Source organism: Bradyrhizobium sp. WSM2254 (assembly GCF_000472645.1).
Lineage (GTDB): Bacteria > Pseudomonadota > Alphaproteobacteria > Rhizobiales > Xanthobacteraceae > Bradyrhizobium > Bradyrhizobium niftali.
This window is the reverse complement of record NZ_AXAB01000038.1, coordinates 22,035-39,639: the sequence shown is the minus strand read 5'-3', so window position 1 is coordinate 39,639 and position 17,605 is coordinate 22,035. Positions and strand designations below refer to the sequence as shown.

Below are 17,605 nucleotides of genomic sequence, written 5' to 3'. Positions count from 1 at the left end.
GACATTTCATGCTCACCCGCCGGACCTTCGTCGTCGCCTCTCTGCTTGCCGGTACCTCTCCGGCATTTGCCGTCATGCCCGCTCCCAGCGATCCCGTCGCCATCCTGACCGCGATCTACACGCGCGCGGCCAAGGGCAAGGGCGATGGCGGTGGTGCCTTCGTCATCGAGAACAAGGCTGCCAAGGCGAAATATCTCTCGAAGGCGCTGGTTGCGCTGTGGGCCAAGGCGGATGCGCATACGCCCAAGGGCGACGTCGGACCGGTCGATTTCGATCCCGTCATCAATTCGCAGGAACCGGACGTGAAGTCGTTCAAGGTTGACGCCGAGAAGATGGAGGCCGACAAGGCGACACTTGCGGTGACCATCGCCGGCCACCGCAACGACCGCAAACCCGCCGACCTGATCGTGCGTTACGACTTCGTGCGCGAGGCGGGTAGCTGGCGGATCGACGACATCAAGGGCTCCTCCGGCGGCGAAGCCTGGTCGATCCGCAAGATGCTGACGGACTCGCTGAAGAGCTGACCGGAGACGACATGAGCGACGTCATCAACAACAAGGCCCATCACCGCTATGAACTGGAAGTGGAGGGCCATCTTGCGACCGAACATTACAAGCTCGACGGTAACGTCATCACGTTCGAGCACACGGATGTGCCGAAAGAGCTCGGCGGCAAGGGCATCGGCTCGAAGCTGGTGCAAGGCGCGCTCGACCAGGTCCGAGCAGCCGGCCTGAAGCTGATCCCGCAATGCCCGTTCGTCAAAGCGTGGATCGAGAAGCACCCGGACTATCAGGACCTCGTGAAAGGATGAGCAATCGCTGGCCCGCCGATCGCGCGGCGGGCCTGCCGAAATCCGCAGCCTATTGTCCGTGCTTCAGCATATCCTGGTCACTCATATCCCAGTCCTGCCACAGCTGGAGCACGCCGAGGAGCACCGCTGCCGCTCCGAGACCCGTGTGGTAGACCCGGAGAAAACCTTCGCCGGAATAGCCGAGCACGTAGGGCGAGACGATCAGCCACAGCCCCACCAGGATCGTCGCCACCTCCTGCCAGCGCTGCAAGGCGACATATTCGAGCTGGCTGAGGCCGAATACGACGAGGCCGATTGCCACCGTGTTCAGGACCATCGTCTCGTGTCCGGTGGTGATCCCCGCGCGGTCCTGGATGGGGAACCACGGCGACGCAGCAATCAACGCGCCGAGCAGCATCCCGCACCAGTCTTCCCATGTTCGATGAGTATTCAAGAAACCAAAGTCCGACATCGTAACCTCCTGCAAAAGAGGCATACGTCTGCGGCTGGCTATCACGACACTCCGAATGTCTGGCGACCGTGCCGGCCGCATTCGGGCGTATGTCCTTCTCAAGGACGTGGGAACCGCCGCGGAACTTGCAAGAGCAGGGTCAGGAAATATTAGGGTCCGGCAACTCCCTTGAACCTCCCCTTGGCCGCGCTTGCCAAGTGCGGGGTCGGGCTCCTAGATCGGCAAGCAATACGCACTTCGGAAGGAGCTTGCATGGCGGCATCGGTACGCGACAACAAGGACAGGAGCCGCTTCGAGCTCGATATCGGCAGCGAGGTCGCCTTCGCCAACTACCGGCTGACCCCGTCGGCGGTGATCATCACCCATACCGAGACGCCACGCGCGCTACGCGGCCGCGGCATCGCTTCCGAGCTGGTCAAGGGCGCGCTGGACCTGATCCGCCGCGACGGCAGGAAGGTGATCGCCGGCTGCGGCTTCGTCGCCGACTATCTCGACAAGCATCCGGAGGATGCGGACCTCGTTGCCTGAACGCAAAAGGGCCCGCGATCCCGCGGGCCCTTGGCTGCGTCCGAGCGATCGATCAGTGCTTGATCTCCGGCGGCAGCTTGCCGCCATTGGCGGCGAGCTTGGACATCACCTGCTTGTGCAGCCAGACGTTCATGCTCGCGGAGTCGTTCATGTCACCGGTGTAGCCGAGCTCCTTGGCGAGATCCTTGCGCGCGGCAAGGCTCGAATCGATGTCGAGCGCCTTCATGAGGTCGACGATCGAAGTGCGCCACTCGAGCTTCTCCTTCTGGGCTGCCACTAGCTTATCGACGATGGCTGCGACGTCCACCGTTGCCATCGGCGCTGCGGCCGGTGCCGATCCGGCCGGCGCGGCGCTTGCGGGCGCGCTGCCCGACGGTGCGCTGCCTGCGGGTGCGGCGGAAGCCGGATGGCTACCGAAGATCGCGCCCATAATTTTCCCGAAAATGCTCATGTCTGCTCCCCGAAAAGGATCCGTTGGAAGGCCTTGAGTGGCACTTATAGCCGAAGTTTCTGCGTTGCGCCCGCGGAGTTCTGCGAACCGACAACCAGCATCAGCTTATCTGCGGCGAAATGACGACCGAATGACATCGTCGAAGTTGCGGTGCGGCATCGAATCTCACCCAGGCGTGAGGGACAGGACTCGGAATTGGGAGTACGCTTCCCGTTCAGTTCGCGATGCCTTCCGGAATTCGCGTCTGGTCGGGATCGCGATCATCCAAGAATAGCGGCCGCTTGCGCCGTTTGCCGGCGCCGGATTCGGCTGCATGGCAAGGGAGCTAGCGACCATGGCCACACTCTACCAGGGCAATGTCCCTACAATGGCCCCGCCCGCTAATGCGGCGGGACCAACCATCCAGACCATCCAACTGTCCGACCTGCATGACGCGCTGAGGCGCGGCTGGGAGGATTTCAAGGCGGTTCCGAGCCACGCCATCGTCCTGTGCGTGATCTATCCGGTGCTGGGCCTCGTGCTCGCCCGCGTGGTGATGGGCTATTCGGTGCTGCCGCTGCTGTTTCCACTCGCCGCAGGCTTCGCCTTGATCGGGCCCTTCGCGGCCCTGGGTCTCTATGAGCTCTCGAGCCGGCGCGAACGCTATGAAGAGGCCAGCGCCTGGGATGCCATGGAGGTGCTGCGCTCGCCTTCGTTCGGTGCCATGCTCGGTCTCGGCACATTGCTGCTCGCGCTGTTCGTGACCTGGGTTGCAACCGCACAGGCGATCTATGTCGCAGCCTTCGGCTATGAGGGCGTGACCGGGATCTCGGATTTCATCACGCGTGTGCTGATGACCCGGCAGGGCTGGTGGCTGATCGTGGTCGGCTGCGGCACCGGATTCCTGTTCGCGCTCGCCGCGCTCTGTATCAGCGCCGTGTCGTTCCCCCTGATGCTCGACCGTCATGCCGGTGCGTTCGAGGCGATGGTCACCTCGCTGCGCGTTGTCGCCAGGAACCCGGTGCCGATGGCGGCCTGGGGCCTGATCGTGGCGGTGCTGCTGGCGCTCGGCACGATCCCGGCGTTCCTCGGCCTCGCCGTGGTGATCCCCCTGCTCGGGCATGCCACCTGGCATCTGTACCGCAAGGTGATCGCGTCCGATCCCGGTGCGCGGCCGGTGCCGCCCCCGCCGCATCGTCCGCGCAAGTCCGCCGCCGACTTCCCCGCCAACCTCTTCCCGTGGCGGAATCGGACGGACGCTTGACGATCTCGTGACATCCGGTCCTGCCCGGCTCCGGGCAGGGCCGGCCTAGTCATGCGCCTAGCTTTGGCCGCGGTTCCGACCGAGATTGCGCCCCGCCGGTCAGATCACATCACGGAATCCATTTCATCTGATGACCCCGACGATTTCTCGTCTTGCTCTCGCAGCCTTAGCCCTCTCCGCGTCAATCCTATCCGCCGAGCCCGTGCTCGCCGCCGTTGCCTGCGGTTCGGGCAATTTCGACGCATGGCTTGCAGACTTCAAAACCGACGCCGCGGCGAAAGGCATCTCGCAGCAGGCCATTGCCGCCGGGCTCGCCGGCGTGACGCTCGATCAGAGCGTGCTCAACCGCGATCGCTCGCAAAAGGTCTTCAGCCAGACCTTCGAGGAGTTTTCCGGCCGTATGGTGCCGCCGCGCATGACGCGCGGCTCCAACATGATGAAGCAATACGGCTCGGTGCTGTCCCGCATCGAACAGACCTACGGCGTCCCAGGCGAGGTGCTGGTCGCGATCTGGGGTCTCGAGACCGATTTCGGCGTCAACACCGGCAAGTTCGCAACCATCCGTTCACTGGCGACGCTGGCCTATGACTGCCGGCGCACCGAGCAGTTTCGCGGCGAACTGTTGGACGCGCTACGCATCGTCCAGCGCGGCGATCTCGCACCCGCCGACATGAAGGGCGCCTGGGCGGGCGAGCTCGGCCAGACCCAGTTCATGCCCTCGTCCTGGATGAAATACGCCGTCGATTTCGACGGCAATGGCAAGCGCGATCTCCTGCACAACGCGCCCGACGTGCTCGCCTCGACCGCCAATTATCTCGCCGGCTATGGCTGGCAGCGCGGCAAGGATTGGCAGCCGGGCAGTCCAAATTTCGCGGTGCTGCAGCAGTGGAACAAGAGCGAGGTCTATTCCAAGACCGTCGCCTATTTCGCCACCCAGCTCGCGCGCGCCCCTTAAGACCCTCTGCACAAAAGCGTAGGGCCGATCGCCTGGCGACCGGCCCTCTCTTGAAGCGTTTACTTACCCATGGTGGCGTGCATCGCCTTGTTCAGATGCGCGCCGCACGCACCCATTTTGCCGTTGAGCAGCGAGTCCTGAGCGGCCGCGATCTCCTTCTGCGCCACGAACTTGCCGTCGCCGTCGGGCATGTTCTCGATCGCGGTCTCCGCCTTCTCCAGATTGGCCGAGCTGCAGCCGCCCATGGCGTGCTTGGCGGCCTGGGCCGGCGCGACGGCGAACGCGACGGCGGCAATGGCGATAACCCCGAGTAACTTCGTCATGATGTTACTTTCCTTCTCTTGTTCTTGGGACAGACCCAGCGAGATTGCCGGAATCTGCGCCACGACTTTGCTGCCGACGCGGCAACTTGCCGCAATAAATTCCCCGCGAGAATTGCGTGATGTTGCGCGCTGCGCAGAGCCGCATGCGAAAATTCTGATTTTCATTACAACCTTGTAATCAAGCGCTCGCACCCTTGGCGTGTGTGCACCGCATCAACGACGAGCGCGTGCGACTCCCGGCGATCGATCGGCCCGCGAATCTGGCCTCGTCGCAAGCCGTTTCGGTGGCCTTTCCAAGGGAGCCAAGCGAATCGCCTCTTCCTCACACGCCCGCGGGTTCTCTTAGGGTCGGCGGCCCCCGGTCATATTATGAATAAATATTCACTTCTAAAGATTCCTGATTCATGCGATTCGCGCATGCGAGACTTGGGCTTACAAGCTGCCGCATCGTCTTGCAGGTCGCGAGAATGCAACTTATTTCCCATCCTATCGGAACCGCAGTTTCTTTCATAAATCCGTGATTTCACGGGATTTTATTGTGATCTGCAGCGGTGAACGCCCAGCGGTTGGGCGGGACTGCCAAGAGGTTAATCGCCCCTTACCGATGCCATGCGTTCTTCGCTTAGCTGCATCGCAACATCGGAACTTTCGCACTGCACCACTCTCACCTATATTCATTTCAACGATGAGGCCCGGGCAAGGGCTGAATCGAGCTACAGGAGACTACCAATGCTGCTCTCGCTCATCCGCATGATCCAGGCTTTCCGGGACTATCAGCGCAATGTTGCCGAGCTGTCCCAGCTCAGCGATCGCGAATTGGCCGACATCGGCCTCGATCGCTCGGACATCCCGCGCGTTGCCGCCGGTCAGTATCAGGGCTGATATCGTTCAGCCCTTCACCGGACGAACCGATAGCGCCCGCCTCGTGCGGGCGTTGTCGTTTCTGAAGGCAGAAAACTCGATCTCGGCGATTCCACTGACCGCCGAAAAGCGCTACCTGTCCGCCCCATGACAGGACCCCATTCCAACATTGTGCACGTGATCGGCGCGGGCCTTGCCGGCTCGGAAGCCGCCTGGCAGGTCGCCAGATCCGGCGTGCCCGTGGTGCTGCACGAGATGCGGCCCGACCGCATGACCGAGGCGCACCGCACCGACGGGCTCGCCGAACTCGTCTGCTCCAATTCGTTCCGCTCGGACGACGCCGCCAACAACGCCGTCGGCCTGCTGCATGCGGAGATGCGCCGCCTCGGCTCGCTGATCATGCGCGCGGCCGATGCCAACCAGGTGCCCGCCGGCGGCGCGCTGGCGGTCGATCGCGACGGTTTTTCGGCGGCCGTCACCAAGGCGCTGAACGAGCATCCCCTGATCGAGATCGCGCGTGGCGAGATCGCAGGCCTGCCGCCGGCCGACTGGAGCAACGTCATCGTTGCGACCGGCCCCCTCACCTCCGCGCCCCTTGCCGACGCCATCCGCGAACTGACCGACGAGAACGCGCTCGCCTTCTTCGACGCGATCGCGCCGATCGTGCATCGCGAGTCCATCGACATGTCGGTCGCCTGGTTCCAGTCGCGCTACGACAAGGTCGGCCCCGGCGGCAACGGCGCCGACTACATCAACTGCCCGATGACCAAGGAGCAGTATGACGGCTTCGTCGCCGCGCTGATCGCCGGCGAGAAGACCGAGTTCAAGGAGTGGGAGACCAACACGCCCTATTTCGACGGCTGCCTGCCGATCGAGGTGATGGCGGAGCGCGGCCCCGAGACGCTGCGCCATGGTCCGATGAAGCCGGTCGGCCTCACCAATCCACACGATCCCACGACGAAAGCCTACGCGATCGTGCAGCTGCGCCAGGACAACAAGCTCGGCACGCTCTACAACATCGTCGGCTTCCAGACGAAGCTGAAATACGGCGAGCAGCAGCGCATCTTCCGCACCATTCCCGGGCTGGAGAAGGCCGAATTCGCCCGCCTCGGCGGCCTGCATCGCAACACCTTCCTCAACTCGCCCAAACTGCTCGACGGCCAGCTGCGGCTGCGTGCGCAGCCGCGGCTGCGCTTTGCCGGCCAGATGACGGGCTGCGAGGGCTATGTGGAGTCCGCCAGCGTCGGCCTGATCGCCGGTCTCTACGCGGCGGCCGATGCCCGTGGCGAGACATTGGCGAGCCCGCCTCCTACGACCGCGCTGGGATCGCTGCTCGGCCACATCACCGGCGGCCATATCGAGACCATCGAGCCCGGCACCCGCTCGTTCCAGCCGATGAACATCAATTTCGGCCTATTCCCGCCGCTTGCAAGCGCACCGACGAAGAAGCCCGACGGCACGCGCCTGCGCGGCAACGAGAAGACGGTGGCCAAGAAGCAGGCGATGAGCGCACTGGCGCTCGCCGATCTCGATCGCTGGATCGCCGATCACCTGCGCATCGCCGCAGCCGCGTGAGTTGTCGATGAAGCTCCCCAAAGACGACGCCGCGACGCTCACGGCGCGCTGGACCGAGGGCGTCCTGCTCAAGCGCGACGTGTTCTCGACCGTCGAGCGCGGCCGCTTTCGTGCCGGCAACGGCGAGGTCGACGCGGTGCTGCGTCGGCTGGATGAGGTGCCGTGGTGGTCGTTCCTGCTGGCCCGCCACCTGTTCGCGCGCGAGAAGCATGCGCTCGCCCTCGCCAAGGGCCTGAATGTCGGTCCCGAGCTGCTTTGGGCCGGACGCCGGGCTCTGGTGCGCGGCTTCGTCGACGGCGTCGCGCTGCACCTGGCCAAACCGCATGGCGACCTCGCCTATTTCCGCTCGGCCAAGGCGGCACTGCGCCGGCTCCGCCGCGCCGGCATCTGCCACAACGACCTTGCCAAGGAGCAGAACTGGCTGGTCGGCCGCGACGGCCACGCCTATGTGACCGACTTCCAGCTCGCCGCCTGCTTTGCACGCCGCGGCCGGCTCTATCGCATCCTCGCCTATGAGGACCTGCGGCACCTGCTCAAGCACAAGCGTTCCTACGCGCCCGAGGCGCTGACGCCGCGCGAGCGCAAGATCCTGGCGAAGAAATCATTTGCCGCGAGCCTGTGGCTCGCCACCGGCAAGAAGGTCTACCGGGCGATCACGCGCGGCCTGTTCAACTTCACCGACCGTGAGGGTGGCGGCCGCAGGCTCGTCAACGACGCGCCTGTGCTGGCGGAGCTGATCCGCAAGAATCCCGCCGTGCGCGACACCGCCATCGTTGCCTTTGCCGACCGCCGCTCCGGCGTCGGGCTCTATGCCTTCGTCGAAGCTGATCAGGCCATGCTGGAAGGCCAGCTCCGCAACGAACTTGCGGCCGCCAAGGGTCCGAAACCGCCGGAACACATCCAGGTGGTGCATGCACTGCCGCGCGACACCAGCGGCAAGCCGCGCACCGAGATCCTGCAACTGGTCGCCATGAACCAGCTCGACCTGATCGAGCCGATGATGAAGAACGACCAGGACCGCGCTTTCCTCAAGGACATCCTGGAGCAGCGCAAGAACCTGCGCGACCGCTTCAATTTCGAGGCGGACCTGCCCGCGGGCTGACGGACGCAATGCGCCTTGAAGCGTCCACATTGGCGATAGAGAAGCGATCGGATCATTCGGGCGGCAGGTCATGGGCATTCGGGGGATGATGATGCATCGTGCGGTTGGCGGCGTGATCGCTGGCCTTCTCCTGTTCGCAGCCGTGCCCGCGATGGCCGAATCCCCGGCCGAGCTGATCTCCAGCTTTCGCCTCAAGAACGGTGAAGTCCGCGTCGTCCGCGATTCAACCCTCGACCGCATCGCCATGGACCAGGCGCGCGCGATGGCGGCGAAGGACGACCTCAGCCACGACGCTCTCGGACCGTTCAACCGCCGCGTCGCACCGGCCGGCGCGGGGCGCGCCGCCGAGAACATCGCCTATGGCTACGACAATTTCGAGAAGACGCTCGGCCAGTGGATCGACTCGTCCGGGCATCGCAAGAACCTCTTGCTGCACAACGCCTCCCGCGTCGGCATTGCAAGCGCCAAAACTTCCAGCGGCAAGCGCACCTATTGGGCCATGGTGATCGCGGGCGACTACGAGCCGAAGGGCAAGAGCAAAGGCAAGAAGGACAAGGAGCCGCTGGTTGCCGTGAAGCGCGAGGCCGCGCCCGCGAAGAAGCCAAAATCCAGCGAGTGCCACATCAAGCTGCTCAGCCTCTGCATCTGAGACGAGACGCTGCGCGGCAAGCACTGTTGCGCGCGCTTCTCCGGCCAGCCAATATGGCCCCGCCCTTGGACCAATTCGAGGCGATCAATGGCCAAAAAATACACCGCTCAATGCGCCTGTGGCGCCATCAAGTTCGAATTCGACACCGATCCGTCCTTCATCGCCAATTGTCATTGCAACGACTGCAAGCGCGCCTCAGGTGGCGAGATGGCAACTTTCTTTGCCGTCCCGGAGGATGACTTCACGCTTCTCAGCGGCAAGCCGAAGGCCTTTCACTACGTCGCAAATTCCGGCAAAGGCCTCGACCGAAACTTCTGCCCCGAATGCGGCTCGCGGGTGTTCAGCTCGAACCTCGACAGTTTCCCCAAAACGGTCTTCGTTCAGTTGGGAAGCCTCGATCGGCCCGACCTGGTTGCGCCGAAGCTCGAGATGTTCACCAAGCGTCGCCTGCCGTGGAATACGCCGCTCCACCTGCCGCAGTTCGAAGAGATGCCGCATTGACGCGGCCAAAGCACGAGAGCCCCATTTGATCGACATCGACCGAATACGCGCCGACACACCGGCCGCTGCGCGGCTCGCGTATCTCCACAACGCGGGCGCGGCTCTCATGCCGGCCGCCGTCGTCGCGGCAATGAAGGGGCATATCGACCTCGAGAGCGAGATCGGAGGCTATGCCGCCGCCGACCGCGAGGCGCGCCGGCTTGATTCAGTCTACGGCTCGGTAGGCCGCCTGCTGAATGCCGCGCCCGATGAGATCGCGCTTCTGGAGAACGCGACAATTGCCTGGCAGATGGCATTCTATGCGCTTTCATTCCGCAAAGGCGATCGCATCCTGACCGCCGAGGCGGAGTACGCCGCCAACTATGTCGCGTTTCTTCAGGTCGCCAGGCGCACAGGCGCGGTCATCGAGGTCGTGCCGAGCGATCCCGGCGGGGAGCTCGACATCCACGCGCTCGAACGGATGATCGACGAGCGCGTGAAGCTGATCGCCATCACCTGGGTTCCGACCAATGGCGGGCTGGTCAACCCCGCAGCGGCCGTCGGCAAGATCGCGCGGGCGCACGGCATTCCCTATCTGCTCGACGCCTGCCAGGCGGTCGGCCAGATGGCGGTCGACATCGAAGCCATCGGCTGTGACATGCTGTCGGCGACGGGGCGCAAATTCCTGCGCGGCCCGCGCGGCACCGGCTTTCTCTATGTTCGCCGCGAGTTGCTGCAACGGCTCGAGCCGCCGATGATCGACCACTTTGCGGCGCCCTGGGTCTCGCGCGATGAATATCGGCTCCGTGACGATGCGCGCCGTTTCGAGACCTGGGAGAACAACTACGCAGCGCGGCTCGGGCTCGGCGCTGCCGTCGATTACGCGCTCGATATCGGCATGGGTGCTATCGAGCAGCGCTGCCGCCTGCTGGCGGACCGCCTTCGGGGCGGCCTCGCTTCCGTTCGCGGCATCACAATTCGCGACCTCGGACGCACACCGGGCGCCATCGTCAGCTTCACGATGGACGGATATGAGGCGGACGCGATTGTCGGCAGTGCCGCTGCCGCCGGCATCACCATCGGTGCTTCACATCCGTCGAGCACCCGCATCGACGCAGAGATCCGGGCACTGCCGCCGCTCGTGCGCGCCTCCCCGCACTACTACAACACCGAAGCCGAGATCGACCGGCTGATCGGCCACCTCGCGGGCCTGACGCCGCGATAGCGGGACGGCCGCGCCACTCAGGTGCAGCGCGCGCTCAATCCGGATGCACTGAGCCTCGCCATGACCTCGTCGAGATGGGCGCTGTCGCGGGTCTCGATCACGAGTTGCAGCAGCGTCGCCTTGGCCGGCAAGTCGGAGAAGGTCCGCTGATGCGAGACCTCGATGATGTTGGCGCCAGCCTCGGCCAGTAATGCGGCCACTGCGGCCAATTGGCCGGGCCGGTCGGGGATATCGAGCGACAACTGGGTCAGCCGCCCCTCGCGCGCCAGTTCGCGGGTGAGAACGGAGGCGATCAGCCGCGTGTCGATATTGCCGCCGCTCAGCACCAGGCCGACCTTCTGGCCGGCAAAGCGGGCGGGATCGGACATCAGCGCGGCGAGGCCGGCGGCGCCGGCGCCCTCGACGACCGTCTTCTCGATCGAGATCAGGGTCGCGAGCGCGCGCTCGAGCTCGGCCTCGTTGACGAGCGCGATGTCGTCGACGAGGCGCCGGACGATTTCAGTCGTGATCTTGCCCGGCGACTTCACCGCGATGCCCTCGGCGAGCGTATCGCCGCGCACGGGCAGATTGCCGTCATGGATGGCATTGTACATCGAGGGATAGAGCCAGGCTTCGACGCCCAGAATCCGCAGCGATGGCTTGATCGATTTCGCGGCGATGGAAATGCCGCTGATCAGGCCGCCGCCGCCGATCGGGACGACCAGCGTGTCGAGCTCCGGCACCGCCTTCAACATCTCCAGCCCGACGGTGCCCTGCCCCGCGATGACAAGCGGATCGTCGTAAGGGTGGACGAAGATCATGCCGCGAGCTTCGCCGTGGCTCCGCGCGAACGCGGCCGCCTCCTCCAGCGTCGCGCCCGTCACCACCACCTCCGCGCCGTGGTGCTTCGTGTTCTCGACCTTCACCATGGGCGTGCCGACCGGCATCACGATGGTGGCGGGAATGCCGAGCCGCCTGGCGTGATAGGCGACGCCCTGCGCATGGTTGCCCGCCGACATGGCGATGACGCCGCGCGCACGCTCCTCCGGAGTCAGTGCCGTGAGGCGGTTGAGCGCGCCGCGCTCCTTGAACGAGGAGGTGAACTGGAGGTTCTCGAATTTCAGCCAGATGTCACAGCCGCAGATATTGCTCAGCGTGCGGCTGTAGCTACAGGGCGTCTCGACGACGGCCCCCCGGATGGTCTCGGCGGCCGCGTGAATGTCGCCCGGTGCGACCGGAAGGCCGCTGAGATCGGAGGACGTGGTTTGGGACAAGTCAGCCATGGGACAGCATAGAGCATTTGCCCGGCTCGGGCGACAAGCCAACCGCTATTTGGTAAATTCCCGGGAACGTGAAGCCCGCCACAGCGTCCACAGTGTGCGCAGCCGCGACGAAGGCTGCGGCGTGAACGGATTGCGTCCTGGACGCGACAGGCGCTTCAGATCGGCCTGCGCCTGGCTCAGCAGCAGGAACGCTGGCCGCACTGACGACGGCAGCTGCGCGAGCAGCGAGGAGGCCGTCGTCACATGCTGCCGGGCTTCACCCGCAAGCTGTTCGAGCACCGCATGGAGATCGGGCGTCTCCTTGCTGGCGAACACATCCTCCATGTTGCAATTGTGGCTCGCCAGCACCTGCTGCGGCAGGAACAGCTGCCGGTGCGCGGCATCGCGCGGCAGATTGGCGATGACCTGCACGATGCCCTGCGCCAGCCCGGCATGACGGGCAAGATGCTCGACCGCATCCGAAGGCGGTCCCATGATCCGGGCTGCGAGGGCGAACAACGCCGAACAGGTCGCAGCGAGATAGCCTTCCAGCGCCGCCATGGTCGGCATCGGATCGTTGTAGAGATCGAACTGGTGCTCGTCGGCGAGCAGCGACAGCGGCTCGACCGGCAGGTCGAAATCGCGGATCGCGCGCAGAAGCTCGGCCGCCACCGGATTGCCCTCGGCGCTGCCATGGACATGGCCGGAGAGCATGTCGGTCCACCATTGCAGGCGGATTTCGCCGGGCAAGGGCTGGCTCACCTGGTCGCGGACCCGGACGATCTCGACATTGAAGGCGTAGAGCGCGAGCAGCGCACGGCGCTCGGCGGCGGGCGCGAACAGGGTCGCGACATAGCGCGGAAAGTCGTGGCTGCGCACGAGATCGGCGCAGAAGGCAACGGAATCGGGCGGAGGTGCAGCGCTGCTCATGGCACGGCGATCAGCGCGGCCGCAACGCGGCGTCGTTCGCCGATCATGATGTTGTAGGTACGCACGGCCGGGCCGGTCTGCATCGTGTCCAGCACCACCCTCACCGCCTTCAGGGCCTGCCGCAGCGCCGGCGGCGGCAACCAGACCCCGGTTCCGGTGCCGATCAGGAGCGTGTCGATGCTGTTGGCGGCCGCGAAGACCCGATCCAGCGAATAGCGGTCGATCTTCGCGGGGTCCGTCACATCCCAGGCCCAGATCGCATCGGGCAGGCAGAGCAGCGATCCCCGGTGCGACATGCCGGCAAAGGCGAAGCCGCCCTTGCCATAGGCCTCGATCGGCGCCGAGCGCGGGAAATGCGGTGCGTTGGGATCGCCGGTCATGAGCTTGGTCCGAATGGGCTTACTGCCCTCGCAAACGCGTGCGAGGGCGGGCGGTTCGGATCATGCCTTGTTTTTCTTCGCCGGCGTAGCCGTATCGGGCGCATCTTCGCGATGCTCGCCGACGCCGAGATAGATCAGGATCGGCGCCGCGATGAAGATCGAGGTGTAGGTGCCGACCAGCACCACGCCGAACATCATCACCGCGGTGAAGCTGTGGATGGCGTGACCGCCAAACAGGAGCAGGGCCAGCAGCGCCAGCGTCACCGTGACGTGGGTGATGATCGAGCGCGACAGCGTCGAGTTGATGGACTCGTTGAGCAGCTGCGGCATCGGCATCTTCTTGTAACGCCGCAGCATTTCTCGGATACGGTCGTAGATGACGACGGTGTCGTTGAGCGAATAGCCGAGAATGGTGAGCAGCGCGGCGATGCTGGTCAGGTCGAAATCGACCTGGCTGATCGACATGAAGCCGATCGTGAGCACGATGTCGTGCACGTTGGCGATCATGGCGCCGAGCGCGAACTGCCATTCGAAGCGGAACCAGAGATAGATCAGGATCGCGACGATCGCGAGCATCAGGCCGAGCATGCCGTAGGCCAAGAGCTCACCGGCGACGCGCGGACCGAGCACCTCGACGCGGCGGTACTCGATGGAATCGCCGAGCGCGGTACGGACCTTCTGCACGGCCGCCTGCTGGGCGGTATCGCCGCCCGGCTGCTCCGCGACGCGGATCAGGACGTTCTCGGGCCCGCCGAATTGCTGGAGCTGGACCTCGCCCAGACGCAAGCCATCCAGCGTCGTGCGCATCGCCGCGATGTCGGCGGCGCCGGACTTGGCCCGCACCTCCAGCAACGTGCCGCCCTTGAAGTCGATACCGAGGTTCAGGCCGTGGGTGAAGAACAGCGTGATGGCGACGATCGACAGCGCCGCCGAGATCGGGAAGCTGATGCGGCGGAATCGCGTGAAGTCGAAATGAGTGTTGTCCGGGACGATGCGCAGCGACGGCAGCAAGCCGAGGGCCGCGACCACGGTGAGAATGGCGATGAGGACGCCGAGCCCGATGAGAACGGTGTGATTCACAATCAGGCTCCTAGATCGGCACGCTCTGCGGCCGCTTCCACCGCACCCACCCGGCGACGATCAGCCGCGTCAGGGTGAAGGCGGTGAACACCGTGGTGATGATGCCGATACCGAGCGTCACGGCGAAGCCGCGCACCGGGCCGGTGCCGATGTAGAACAGCACCGCGGCGGCAATGAAGGTGGTGATGTTGGAATCGAGGATGGTCGCGAGCGCCCGCTTGAAGCCGGCATCGATCGCCGAGATCGCGTTACGGCCGCCGCGCAGCTCCTCGCGGATGCGCTCGTAGATCAGCACGTTGGAGTCCACAGCGATGCCGACGGTGAGCACGATACCGGCGATGCCGGGCAGCGTCAGCGTGGCGTTGAGCAGCGACAACAGGCCGAAGATCATGGCGACGTTGATGGCCACCGCGATGTTGGCGAACACCCCGAACAGGCGATAGGTCACCAGCATGAAGATGATGACCAGGATCGAGCCGACGTAAGCCGCGAGCTCGCCCTTCTCGATCGAGTCCTGGCCGAGGCCCGGACCGACGGTGCGCTCCTCGACCACGGTGAGCGGCGCCGGCAGCGCGCCGGCGCGCAGGAGGATCGCGAGATCGTTGGCCGATTGCACGGTGAAATTGCCGGAGATCTGGCCCTGGCCGCCGGTGATCGGCTCGCGGATGACGGGCGCCGAGATGACCTTGTTGTCGAGCACGATCGCGAAGGGCAGCCCCACGTTCTCTTGCGTCGCCTGCGAGAACTTGCGCGCGCCCGATGTGTTGAACTTGAAGCTGACGACCGGCTCACCCGTGCGCTGGTCGAAGCTCGCCTGGGCGTCGGTCAGATCGCCGCCGGCGACCAGCACCTGCTTCTTGACCACGTAAGGCGTGGGCGGTGGCGAGGCGCTCATCAGCAGATCGGATTCCGGCGGCAACCTGCCCTGCTGCGCCTGATCCGGCGGCACAGAGGTATCGACCATGCGGAATTCCATCTTCGCGGTCTTGCCCAGCAGTTCCTTCAGGCGGGTCGGGTCCTGGAGACCGGGGACCTGCACCAGGATGCGGTCGTTGCCCTGGCGCTGGATAACGGGCTCGACGGTGCCGAGCTCGTTGACGCGGCGCTCGACGATCTGGATCGATTGCTCGATGGTCTTGCGCATGCGGTCGAGCATCGCGGCCTGCGGGATGCTCAGGCGGATAACGCCGCCACCGGCGTCGGTCACTTCAAGGTCGCGCTGACCGCTGGAGCCCATCAGACCGCCGAGCGGCTGGGCCAATTCGCGCAGCTTGGCGAGCGCCGGCTGGACGTCGGTTTCCTTGGTGATGCGTACCTCGGCCGCGTCGTTGCGCACGGTGACGCCGCCGGTGAAGCCGATCTTCGCATCGCGCAGCGTCCGGCGAACGTCGTCGCGGACCTGGTCCAGCCTTTCCTTCTTCACATAGCTGGAATCGACCTCGAGCAGCAGATAGGAGCCGCCCTGGAGGTCGAGGCCGAGCACGAGCCGGCGCTGCGCCCAGGCCGGCCAGGTCTTGACCTGCGCCTCGGGGAAGAAGTTCGGGACCGCGCAGAGGCACACGATCAGCGCCGTCAGGATAATCCCCAGCGCCTTCCACCGCGTGAAATACAACATCGACTGGACCTGTCAGATCAGGAGACTTGAGATGCTCGCGGAAGCGCTCACTTCGACGCGGCGTCGTCCTTGGCGCTTTCCTTCGCGCTATCCTTGGATTCCTTCGCCGGCTCGCCCTTGGCGCGCACGCCCGAGATCATCTGGCGCATCTGCCGCACGCGGACGCCATCGGAAATCTCGAACTCGATCTGGTCGTCGTCGACGACCTTGGTGACCTTGCCGACGAGGCCGCCCGAGGTCACGACGGTGTCGCCGCGACGGATGTTCTTCACGAGGTCGGCGTGGTCACGGACCTTCTTCTGCTGCGGACGCAGAATCAGGAAGTACATGATCACGAAGATCAGGGCGAACGGCAGCAGCGACATCAACATGCTGTTGGTGTCGCCGGCGCCCGCGGCCTGGGCATACGCAGGGGTAATCAGCATTCGGACGATCCTCGTGACAACGGGGGAAAGCCGGTCAGGCCCTCAAAGGCGACCGGCTCGGTCAAATTCGCGCGGACTATAGCGGCCACCGCCCCAATTGCAACGCTGCCAGACCGCCCTTTTGGCCACCTTGCGGCGCGCCGTCAGGCCCGATAAGGCTGCATTCTCAGGAACTTCGGACATGCCCAAAAAACCAAGCAAAAGCCCGGCCGGCAAAGGCCCCCGTACCCCTGCCAGGAAGCCTGCCAGCGTCGCGGCAAAACGCCCCACGGCAGCCTCCAAGGCAATCAGCAAGGCAGCCCCAGACCTCGCCCAGGAGCGGATCGTCCGCGCCCTCGAGACCATCGCGGCGCACCTTTCCGCCCAGGGCAATCCGGCCGCCGAACCCGAATCGTTCGAGCGAGCGGACGCCTATGTCTGGCACCCCGACGGCCGCCTCTCGGCGGTGCCGCGGGTCAGCCGCGTCGAGCTGTTCCTGCTCAAGGGCGTCGACCGGATGCGCGACATCCTGATGGAAAACACCGAGCGCTTCGCAGGCGGCCTGCCCGCCAACAACGCCCTGCTCTGGGGCGCGCGCGGCATGGGCAAGTCGTCGCTGGTGAAGGCCGCGCATGCCAGCATCAATGCGGACCGCAAGCCGGCCGACAAATTGAAGCTGATCGAGATCCACCGCGAGGACATCGAGACTTTGCCCGCGCTGATGGAGCAGCTGCGGGCCTCGTCCTTCCGCTTCATCGTGTTCTGCGACGACCTCTCCTTCGACGGCAATGACGCCTCGTACAAATCGCTCAAGGCCGTGCTCGAAGGCGGCATCGAGGGCCGGCCCGAGAACGTCATCCTCTACGCCACCTCCAACCGCCGCCACCTGTTGGCGCGCGAGATGATCGAGAACGAGCGCTCGACCGCGATCAATCCCGGCGAAGCGGTCGAGGAGAAGGTGTCGCTGTCGGATCGTTTCGGCCTCTGGCTCGGCTTCCACCGTTGCAGCCAGGACGAATATCTCGCCATGGTGCGCGGCTATTGCGGCCATTTCGGCATCAAGGTCGATGATGAGGCGCTGGAGCGCGAGGCGCTGGAATGGTCGACCACGCGCGGTTCGCGCTCGGGCCGCGTCGCCTGGCAGTTCGTGCAGGAGCTTGCGGGACGCCTCGGCGTGAAGCTGACGGCGAAGTAGCGGGCAGTCTCGCCTCACCCACAACCGTCATTCCCCGCGCAGGCGGGGAATCCAGTACGCCGCGGCTTATCGGCTCAACAACTGATGTCTCTGGAATACTGGATCG

The 17,605-nt window shown here is 64.9% G+C and carries 21 protein-coding genes; 12 read left to right on the top strand and 9 right to left on the bottom strand.

Annotated features, from left to right (window positions below; all coding sequences use genetic code 11):
• Window positions 1–8: 8 nt before the first annotated feature.
• Complete coding sequence (locus tag A3M7_RS0126410) at window positions 9–524, top strand: DUF3828 domain-containing protein (protein WP_027546621.1); 516 nt, start codon at window positions 9–11, stop codon at window positions 522–524.
• An 11-nt stretch (window positions 525–535) separates the two neighbouring features.
• Window positions 536–811 carry a GNAT family N-acetyltransferase gene (locus tag A3M7_RS0126405; protein WP_027546620.1) on the top strand — a complete coding sequence of 92 codons (276 nt, stop codon included), beginning with the start codon at window positions 536–538 and terminating at the stop codon, window positions 809–811.
• Between the two features lie 49 nt (window positions 812–860).
• Here A3M7_RS0126405 and A3M7_RS0126400 read toward each other — a convergent pair whose 3' ends face one another.
• Window positions 861–1,262 (bottom strand): SPW repeat protein, encoded by a 402-nt coding sequence (locus A3M7_RS0126400; RefSeq protein WP_027546619.1) that lies wholly within the window; start codon window positions 1,260–1,262, stop codon window positions 861–863.
• Between the two features lie 252 nt (window positions 1,263–1,514).
• On the opposite strand from A3M7_RS0126400, the gene A3M7_RS0126395 reads away from it, so the two are divergent.
• Complete coding sequence (locus A3M7_RS0126395; RefSeq protein ID WP_027546618.1) at window positions 1,515–1,790, top strand: GNAT family N-acetyltransferase; 276 nt, start codon at window positions 1,515–1,517, stop codon at window positions 1,788–1,790.
• Window positions 1,791–1,842: 52 nt separating this feature from the next.
• Here the strand turns inward: A3M7_RS0126395 and A3M7_RS0126390 are convergent, their stop codons facing one another.
• Complete coding sequence (locus A3M7_RS0126390; RefSeq protein ID WP_027546617.1) at window positions 1,843–2,241, bottom strand: DUF3597 domain-containing protein; 399 nt, start codon at window positions 2,239–2,241, stop codon at window positions 1,843–1,845.
• Between the two features lie 334 nt (window positions 2,242–2,575).
• Here A3M7_RS0126390 and A3M7_RS0126385 point away from each other — a divergent pair, with 334 nt between their 5' ends.
• Window positions 2,576–3,484, top strand: coding sequence for a DUF2189 domain-containing protein (locus A3M7_RS0126385; protein WP_027546616.1), 909 nt, complete (start codon window positions 2,576–2,578; stop codon window positions 3,482–3,484).
• Between the two features lie 130 nt (window positions 3,485–3,614).
• A complete protein-coding gene (locus tag A3M7_RS0126380) occupies window positions 3,615–4,439 on the top strand; it encodes a lytic murein transglycosylase (protein ID WP_027546615.1) in 825 nt (274 codons plus the stop codon).
• Window positions 4,440–4,498: 59 nt separating this feature from the next.
• Here A3M7_RS0126380 and A3M7_RS0126375 read toward each other — a convergent pair whose 3' ends face one another.
• Complete coding sequence (locus A3M7_RS0126375; RefSeq protein ID WP_027546614.1) at window positions 4,499–4,825, bottom strand: hypothetical protein; 327 nt, start codon at window positions 4,823–4,825, stop codon at window positions 4,499–4,501.
• Between the two features lie 666 nt (window positions 4,826–5,491).
• Here A3M7_RS0126375 and A3M7_RS47195 point away from each other — a divergent pair.
• The 6 genes from A3M7_RS47195 to A3M7_RS0126345 all read left to right on the top strand — a co-directional run bounded on the left by A3M7_RS47195 (window position 5,492) and on the right by A3M7_RS0126345 (window position 10,654).
• Window positions 5,492–5,644: a DUF1127 domain-containing protein gene (locus A3M7_RS47195; RefSeq protein ID WP_007590701.1), complete on the top strand. Its 153-nt coding sequence runs from the start codon at window positions 5,492–5,494 to the stop codon at window positions 5,642–5,644.
• A gap of 126 nt (window positions 5,645–5,770) precedes the next feature.
• Window positions 5,771–7,198, top strand: coding sequence for a methylenetetrahydrofolate--tRNA-(uracil(54)-C(5))-methyltransferase (FADH(2)-oxidizing) TrmFO (gene trmFO, locus A3M7_RS0126365; protein ID WP_027546613.1), 1,428 nt, complete (start codon window positions 5,771–5,773; stop codon window positions 7,196–7,198).
• Window positions 7,199–7,205: 7 nt separating this feature from the next.
• Window positions 7,206–8,300: a serine/threonine protein kinase gene (locus A3M7_RS0126360; RefSeq protein WP_027546612.1), complete on the top strand. Its 1,095-nt coding sequence runs from the start codon at window positions 7,206–7,208 to the stop codon at window positions 8,298–8,300.
• A gap of 91 nt (window positions 8,301–8,391) precedes the next feature.
• Window positions 8,392–8,949, top strand: a complete 558-nt coding sequence (locus A3M7_RS0126355) for a CAP domain-containing protein (RefSeq protein WP_049823698.1) — start codon at window positions 8,392–8,394, stop codon at window positions 8,947–8,949.
• An 87-nt stretch (window positions 8,950–9,036) separates the two neighbouring features.
• Window positions 9,037–9,450, top strand: a complete 414-nt coding sequence (locus A3M7_RS0126350; RefSeq protein WP_027546610.1) for a GFA family protein — start codon at window positions 9,037–9,039, stop codon at window positions 9,448–9,450.
• A 25-nt stretch (window positions 9,451–9,475) separates the two neighbouring features.
• Complete coding sequence (locus A3M7_RS0126345; RefSeq protein ID WP_027546609.1) at window positions 9,476–10,654, top strand: aminotransferase class V-fold PLP-dependent enzyme; 1,179 nt, start codon at window positions 9,476–9,478, stop codon at window positions 10,652–10,654.
• A gap of 17 nt (window positions 10,655–10,671) precedes the next feature.
• Here A3M7_RS0126345 and A3M7_RS0126340 read toward each other — a convergent pair whose 3' ends face one another.
• From A3M7_RS0126340 to yajC, 6 genes are read right to left on the bottom strand one after another with little or no spacing between them, the layout of a single operon-like run.
• On the bottom strand, window positions 10,672–11,916 hold the full coding sequence (locus tag A3M7_RS0126340; RefSeq protein ID WP_027546608.1) for a threonine ammonia-lyase: 1,245 nt from the start codon (window positions 11,914–11,916) through the stop codon (window positions 10,672–10,674).
• A gap of 45 nt (window positions 11,917–11,961) precedes the next feature.
• Complete coding sequence (locus A3M7_RS0126335) at window positions 11,962–12,825, bottom strand: phytoene/squalene synthase family protein (protein ID WP_027546607.1); 864 nt, start codon at window positions 12,823–12,825, stop codon at window positions 11,962–11,964.
• Window positions 12,822–13,205: an Mth938-like domain-containing protein gene (locus tag A3M7_RS0126330; protein WP_027546606.1), complete on the bottom strand. Its 384-nt coding sequence runs from the start codon at window positions 13,203–13,205 to the stop codon at window positions 12,822–12,824. The genes A3M7_RS0126335 and A3M7_RS0126330 overlap by 4 nt, the downstream gene beginning before the upstream one ends.
• Window positions 13,206–13,265: 60 nt before the next feature.
• Complete coding sequence (gene secF / locus A3M7_RS0126325; RefSeq protein WP_027546605.1) at window positions 13,266–14,285, bottom strand: protein translocase subunit SecF; 1,020 nt, start codon at window positions 14,283–14,285, stop codon at window positions 13,266–13,268.
• A gap of 10 nt (window positions 14,286–14,295) precedes the next feature.
• Window positions 14,296–15,900 (bottom strand): protein translocase subunit SecD, encoded by a 1,605-nt coding sequence (secD, locus tag A3M7_RS0126320; RefSeq protein WP_027546604.1) that lies wholly within the window; start codon window positions 15,898–15,900, stop codon window positions 14,296–14,298.
• Window positions 15,901–15,947: 47 nt separating this feature from the next.
• Window positions 15,948–16,325, bottom strand: coding sequence for a preprotein translocase subunit YajC (yajC, locus tag A3M7_RS0126315; RefSeq protein WP_027546603.1), 378 nt, complete (start codon window positions 16,323–16,325; stop codon window positions 15,948–15,950).
• A gap of 181 nt (window positions 16,326–16,506) precedes the next feature.
• Here yajC and A3M7_RS0126310 point away from each other — a divergent pair, with 181 nt between their 5' ends.
• Window positions 16,507–17,499 carry an ATP-binding protein gene (locus A3M7_RS0126310; RefSeq protein WP_027546602.1) on the top strand — a complete coding sequence of 331 codons (993 nt, stop codon included), beginning with the start codon at window positions 16,507–16,509 and terminating at the stop codon, window positions 17,497–17,499.
• Window positions 17,500–17,605 lie beyond the last annotated feature (106 nt).

Excerpts from the sequence above, each read along its gene's own strand:
- A3M7_RS0126410 (WP_027546621.1), top strand. The coding sequence starts at position 9 with ATGCTCACCCGCCGGACCTTCGTCGTCGCCTCTCTGCTTGCCGGTACC.
- A3M7_RS0126405 (WP_027546620.1), top strand. The coding sequence starts at position 536 with ATGAGCGACGTCATCAACAACAAGGCCCATCACCGCTATGAACTGGAA.
- A3M7_RS0126400 (WP_027546619.1), bottom strand. The coding sequence starts at position 1,262 with ATGTCGGACTTTGGTTTCTTGAATACTCATCGAACATGGGAAGACTGG.
- A3M7_RS0126395 (WP_027546618.1), top strand. The coding sequence starts at position 1,515 with ATGGCGGCATCGGTACGCGACAACAAGGACAGGAGCCGCTTCGAGCTC.
- A3M7_RS0126390 (WP_027546617.1), bottom strand. The coding sequence starts at position 2,241 with ATGAGCATTTTCGGGAAAATTATGGGCGCGATCTTCGGTAGCCATCCG.
- A3M7_RS0126385 (WP_027546616.1), top strand. The coding sequence starts at position 2,576 with ATGGCCACACTCTACCAGGGCAATGTCCCTACAATGGCCCCGCCCGCT.
- A3M7_RS0126380 (WP_027546615.1), top strand. The coding sequence starts at position 3,615 with ATGACCCCGACGATTTCTCGTCTTGCTCTCGCAGCCTTAGCCCTCTCC.
- A3M7_RS47195 (WP_007590701.1), top strand. The coding sequence starts at position 5,492 with ATGCTGCTCTCGCTCATCCGCATGATCCAGGCTTTCCGGGACTATCAG.
- trmFO (WP_027546613.1), top strand. The coding sequence starts at position 5,771 with ATGACAGGACCCCATTCCAACATTGTGCACGTGATCGGCGCGGGCCTT.
- A3M7_RS0126360 (WP_027546612.1), top strand. The coding sequence starts at position 7,206 with ATGAAGCTCCCCAAAGACGACGCCGCGACGCTCACGGCGCGCTGGACC.
- A3M7_RS0126355 (WP_049823698.1), top strand. The coding sequence starts at position 8,392 with ATGCATCGTGCGGTTGGCGGCGTGATCGCTGGCCTTCTCCTGTTCGCA.
- A3M7_RS0126350 (WP_027546610.1), top strand. The coding sequence starts at position 9,037 with ATGGCCAAAAAATACACCGCTCAATGCGCCTGTGGCGCCATCAAGTTC.
- A3M7_RS0126340 (WP_027546608.1), bottom strand. The coding sequence starts at position 11,916 with ATGGCTGACTTGTCCCAAACCACGTCCTCCGATCTCAGCGGCCTTCCG.
- A3M7_RS0126335 (WP_027546607.1), bottom strand. The coding sequence starts at position 12,825 with ATGAGCAGCGCTGCACCTCCGCCCGATTCCGTTGCCTTCTGCGCCGAT.
- A3M7_RS0126330 (WP_027546606.1), bottom strand. The coding sequence starts at position 13,205 with ATGACCGGCGATCCCAACGCACCGCATTTCCCGCGCTCGGCGCCGATC.
- secD (WP_027546604.1), bottom strand. The coding sequence starts at position 15,900 with ATGTTGTATTTCACGCGGTGGAAGGCGCTGGGGATTATCCTGACGGCG.
- yajC (WP_027546603.1), bottom strand. The coding sequence starts at position 16,325 with ATGCTGATTACCCCTGCGTATGCCCAGGCCGCGGGCGCCGGCGACACC.
- A3M7_RS0126310 (WP_027546602.1), top strand. The coding sequence starts at position 16,507 with ATGCCCAAAAAACCAAGCAAAAGCCCGGCCGGCAAAGGCCCCCGTACC.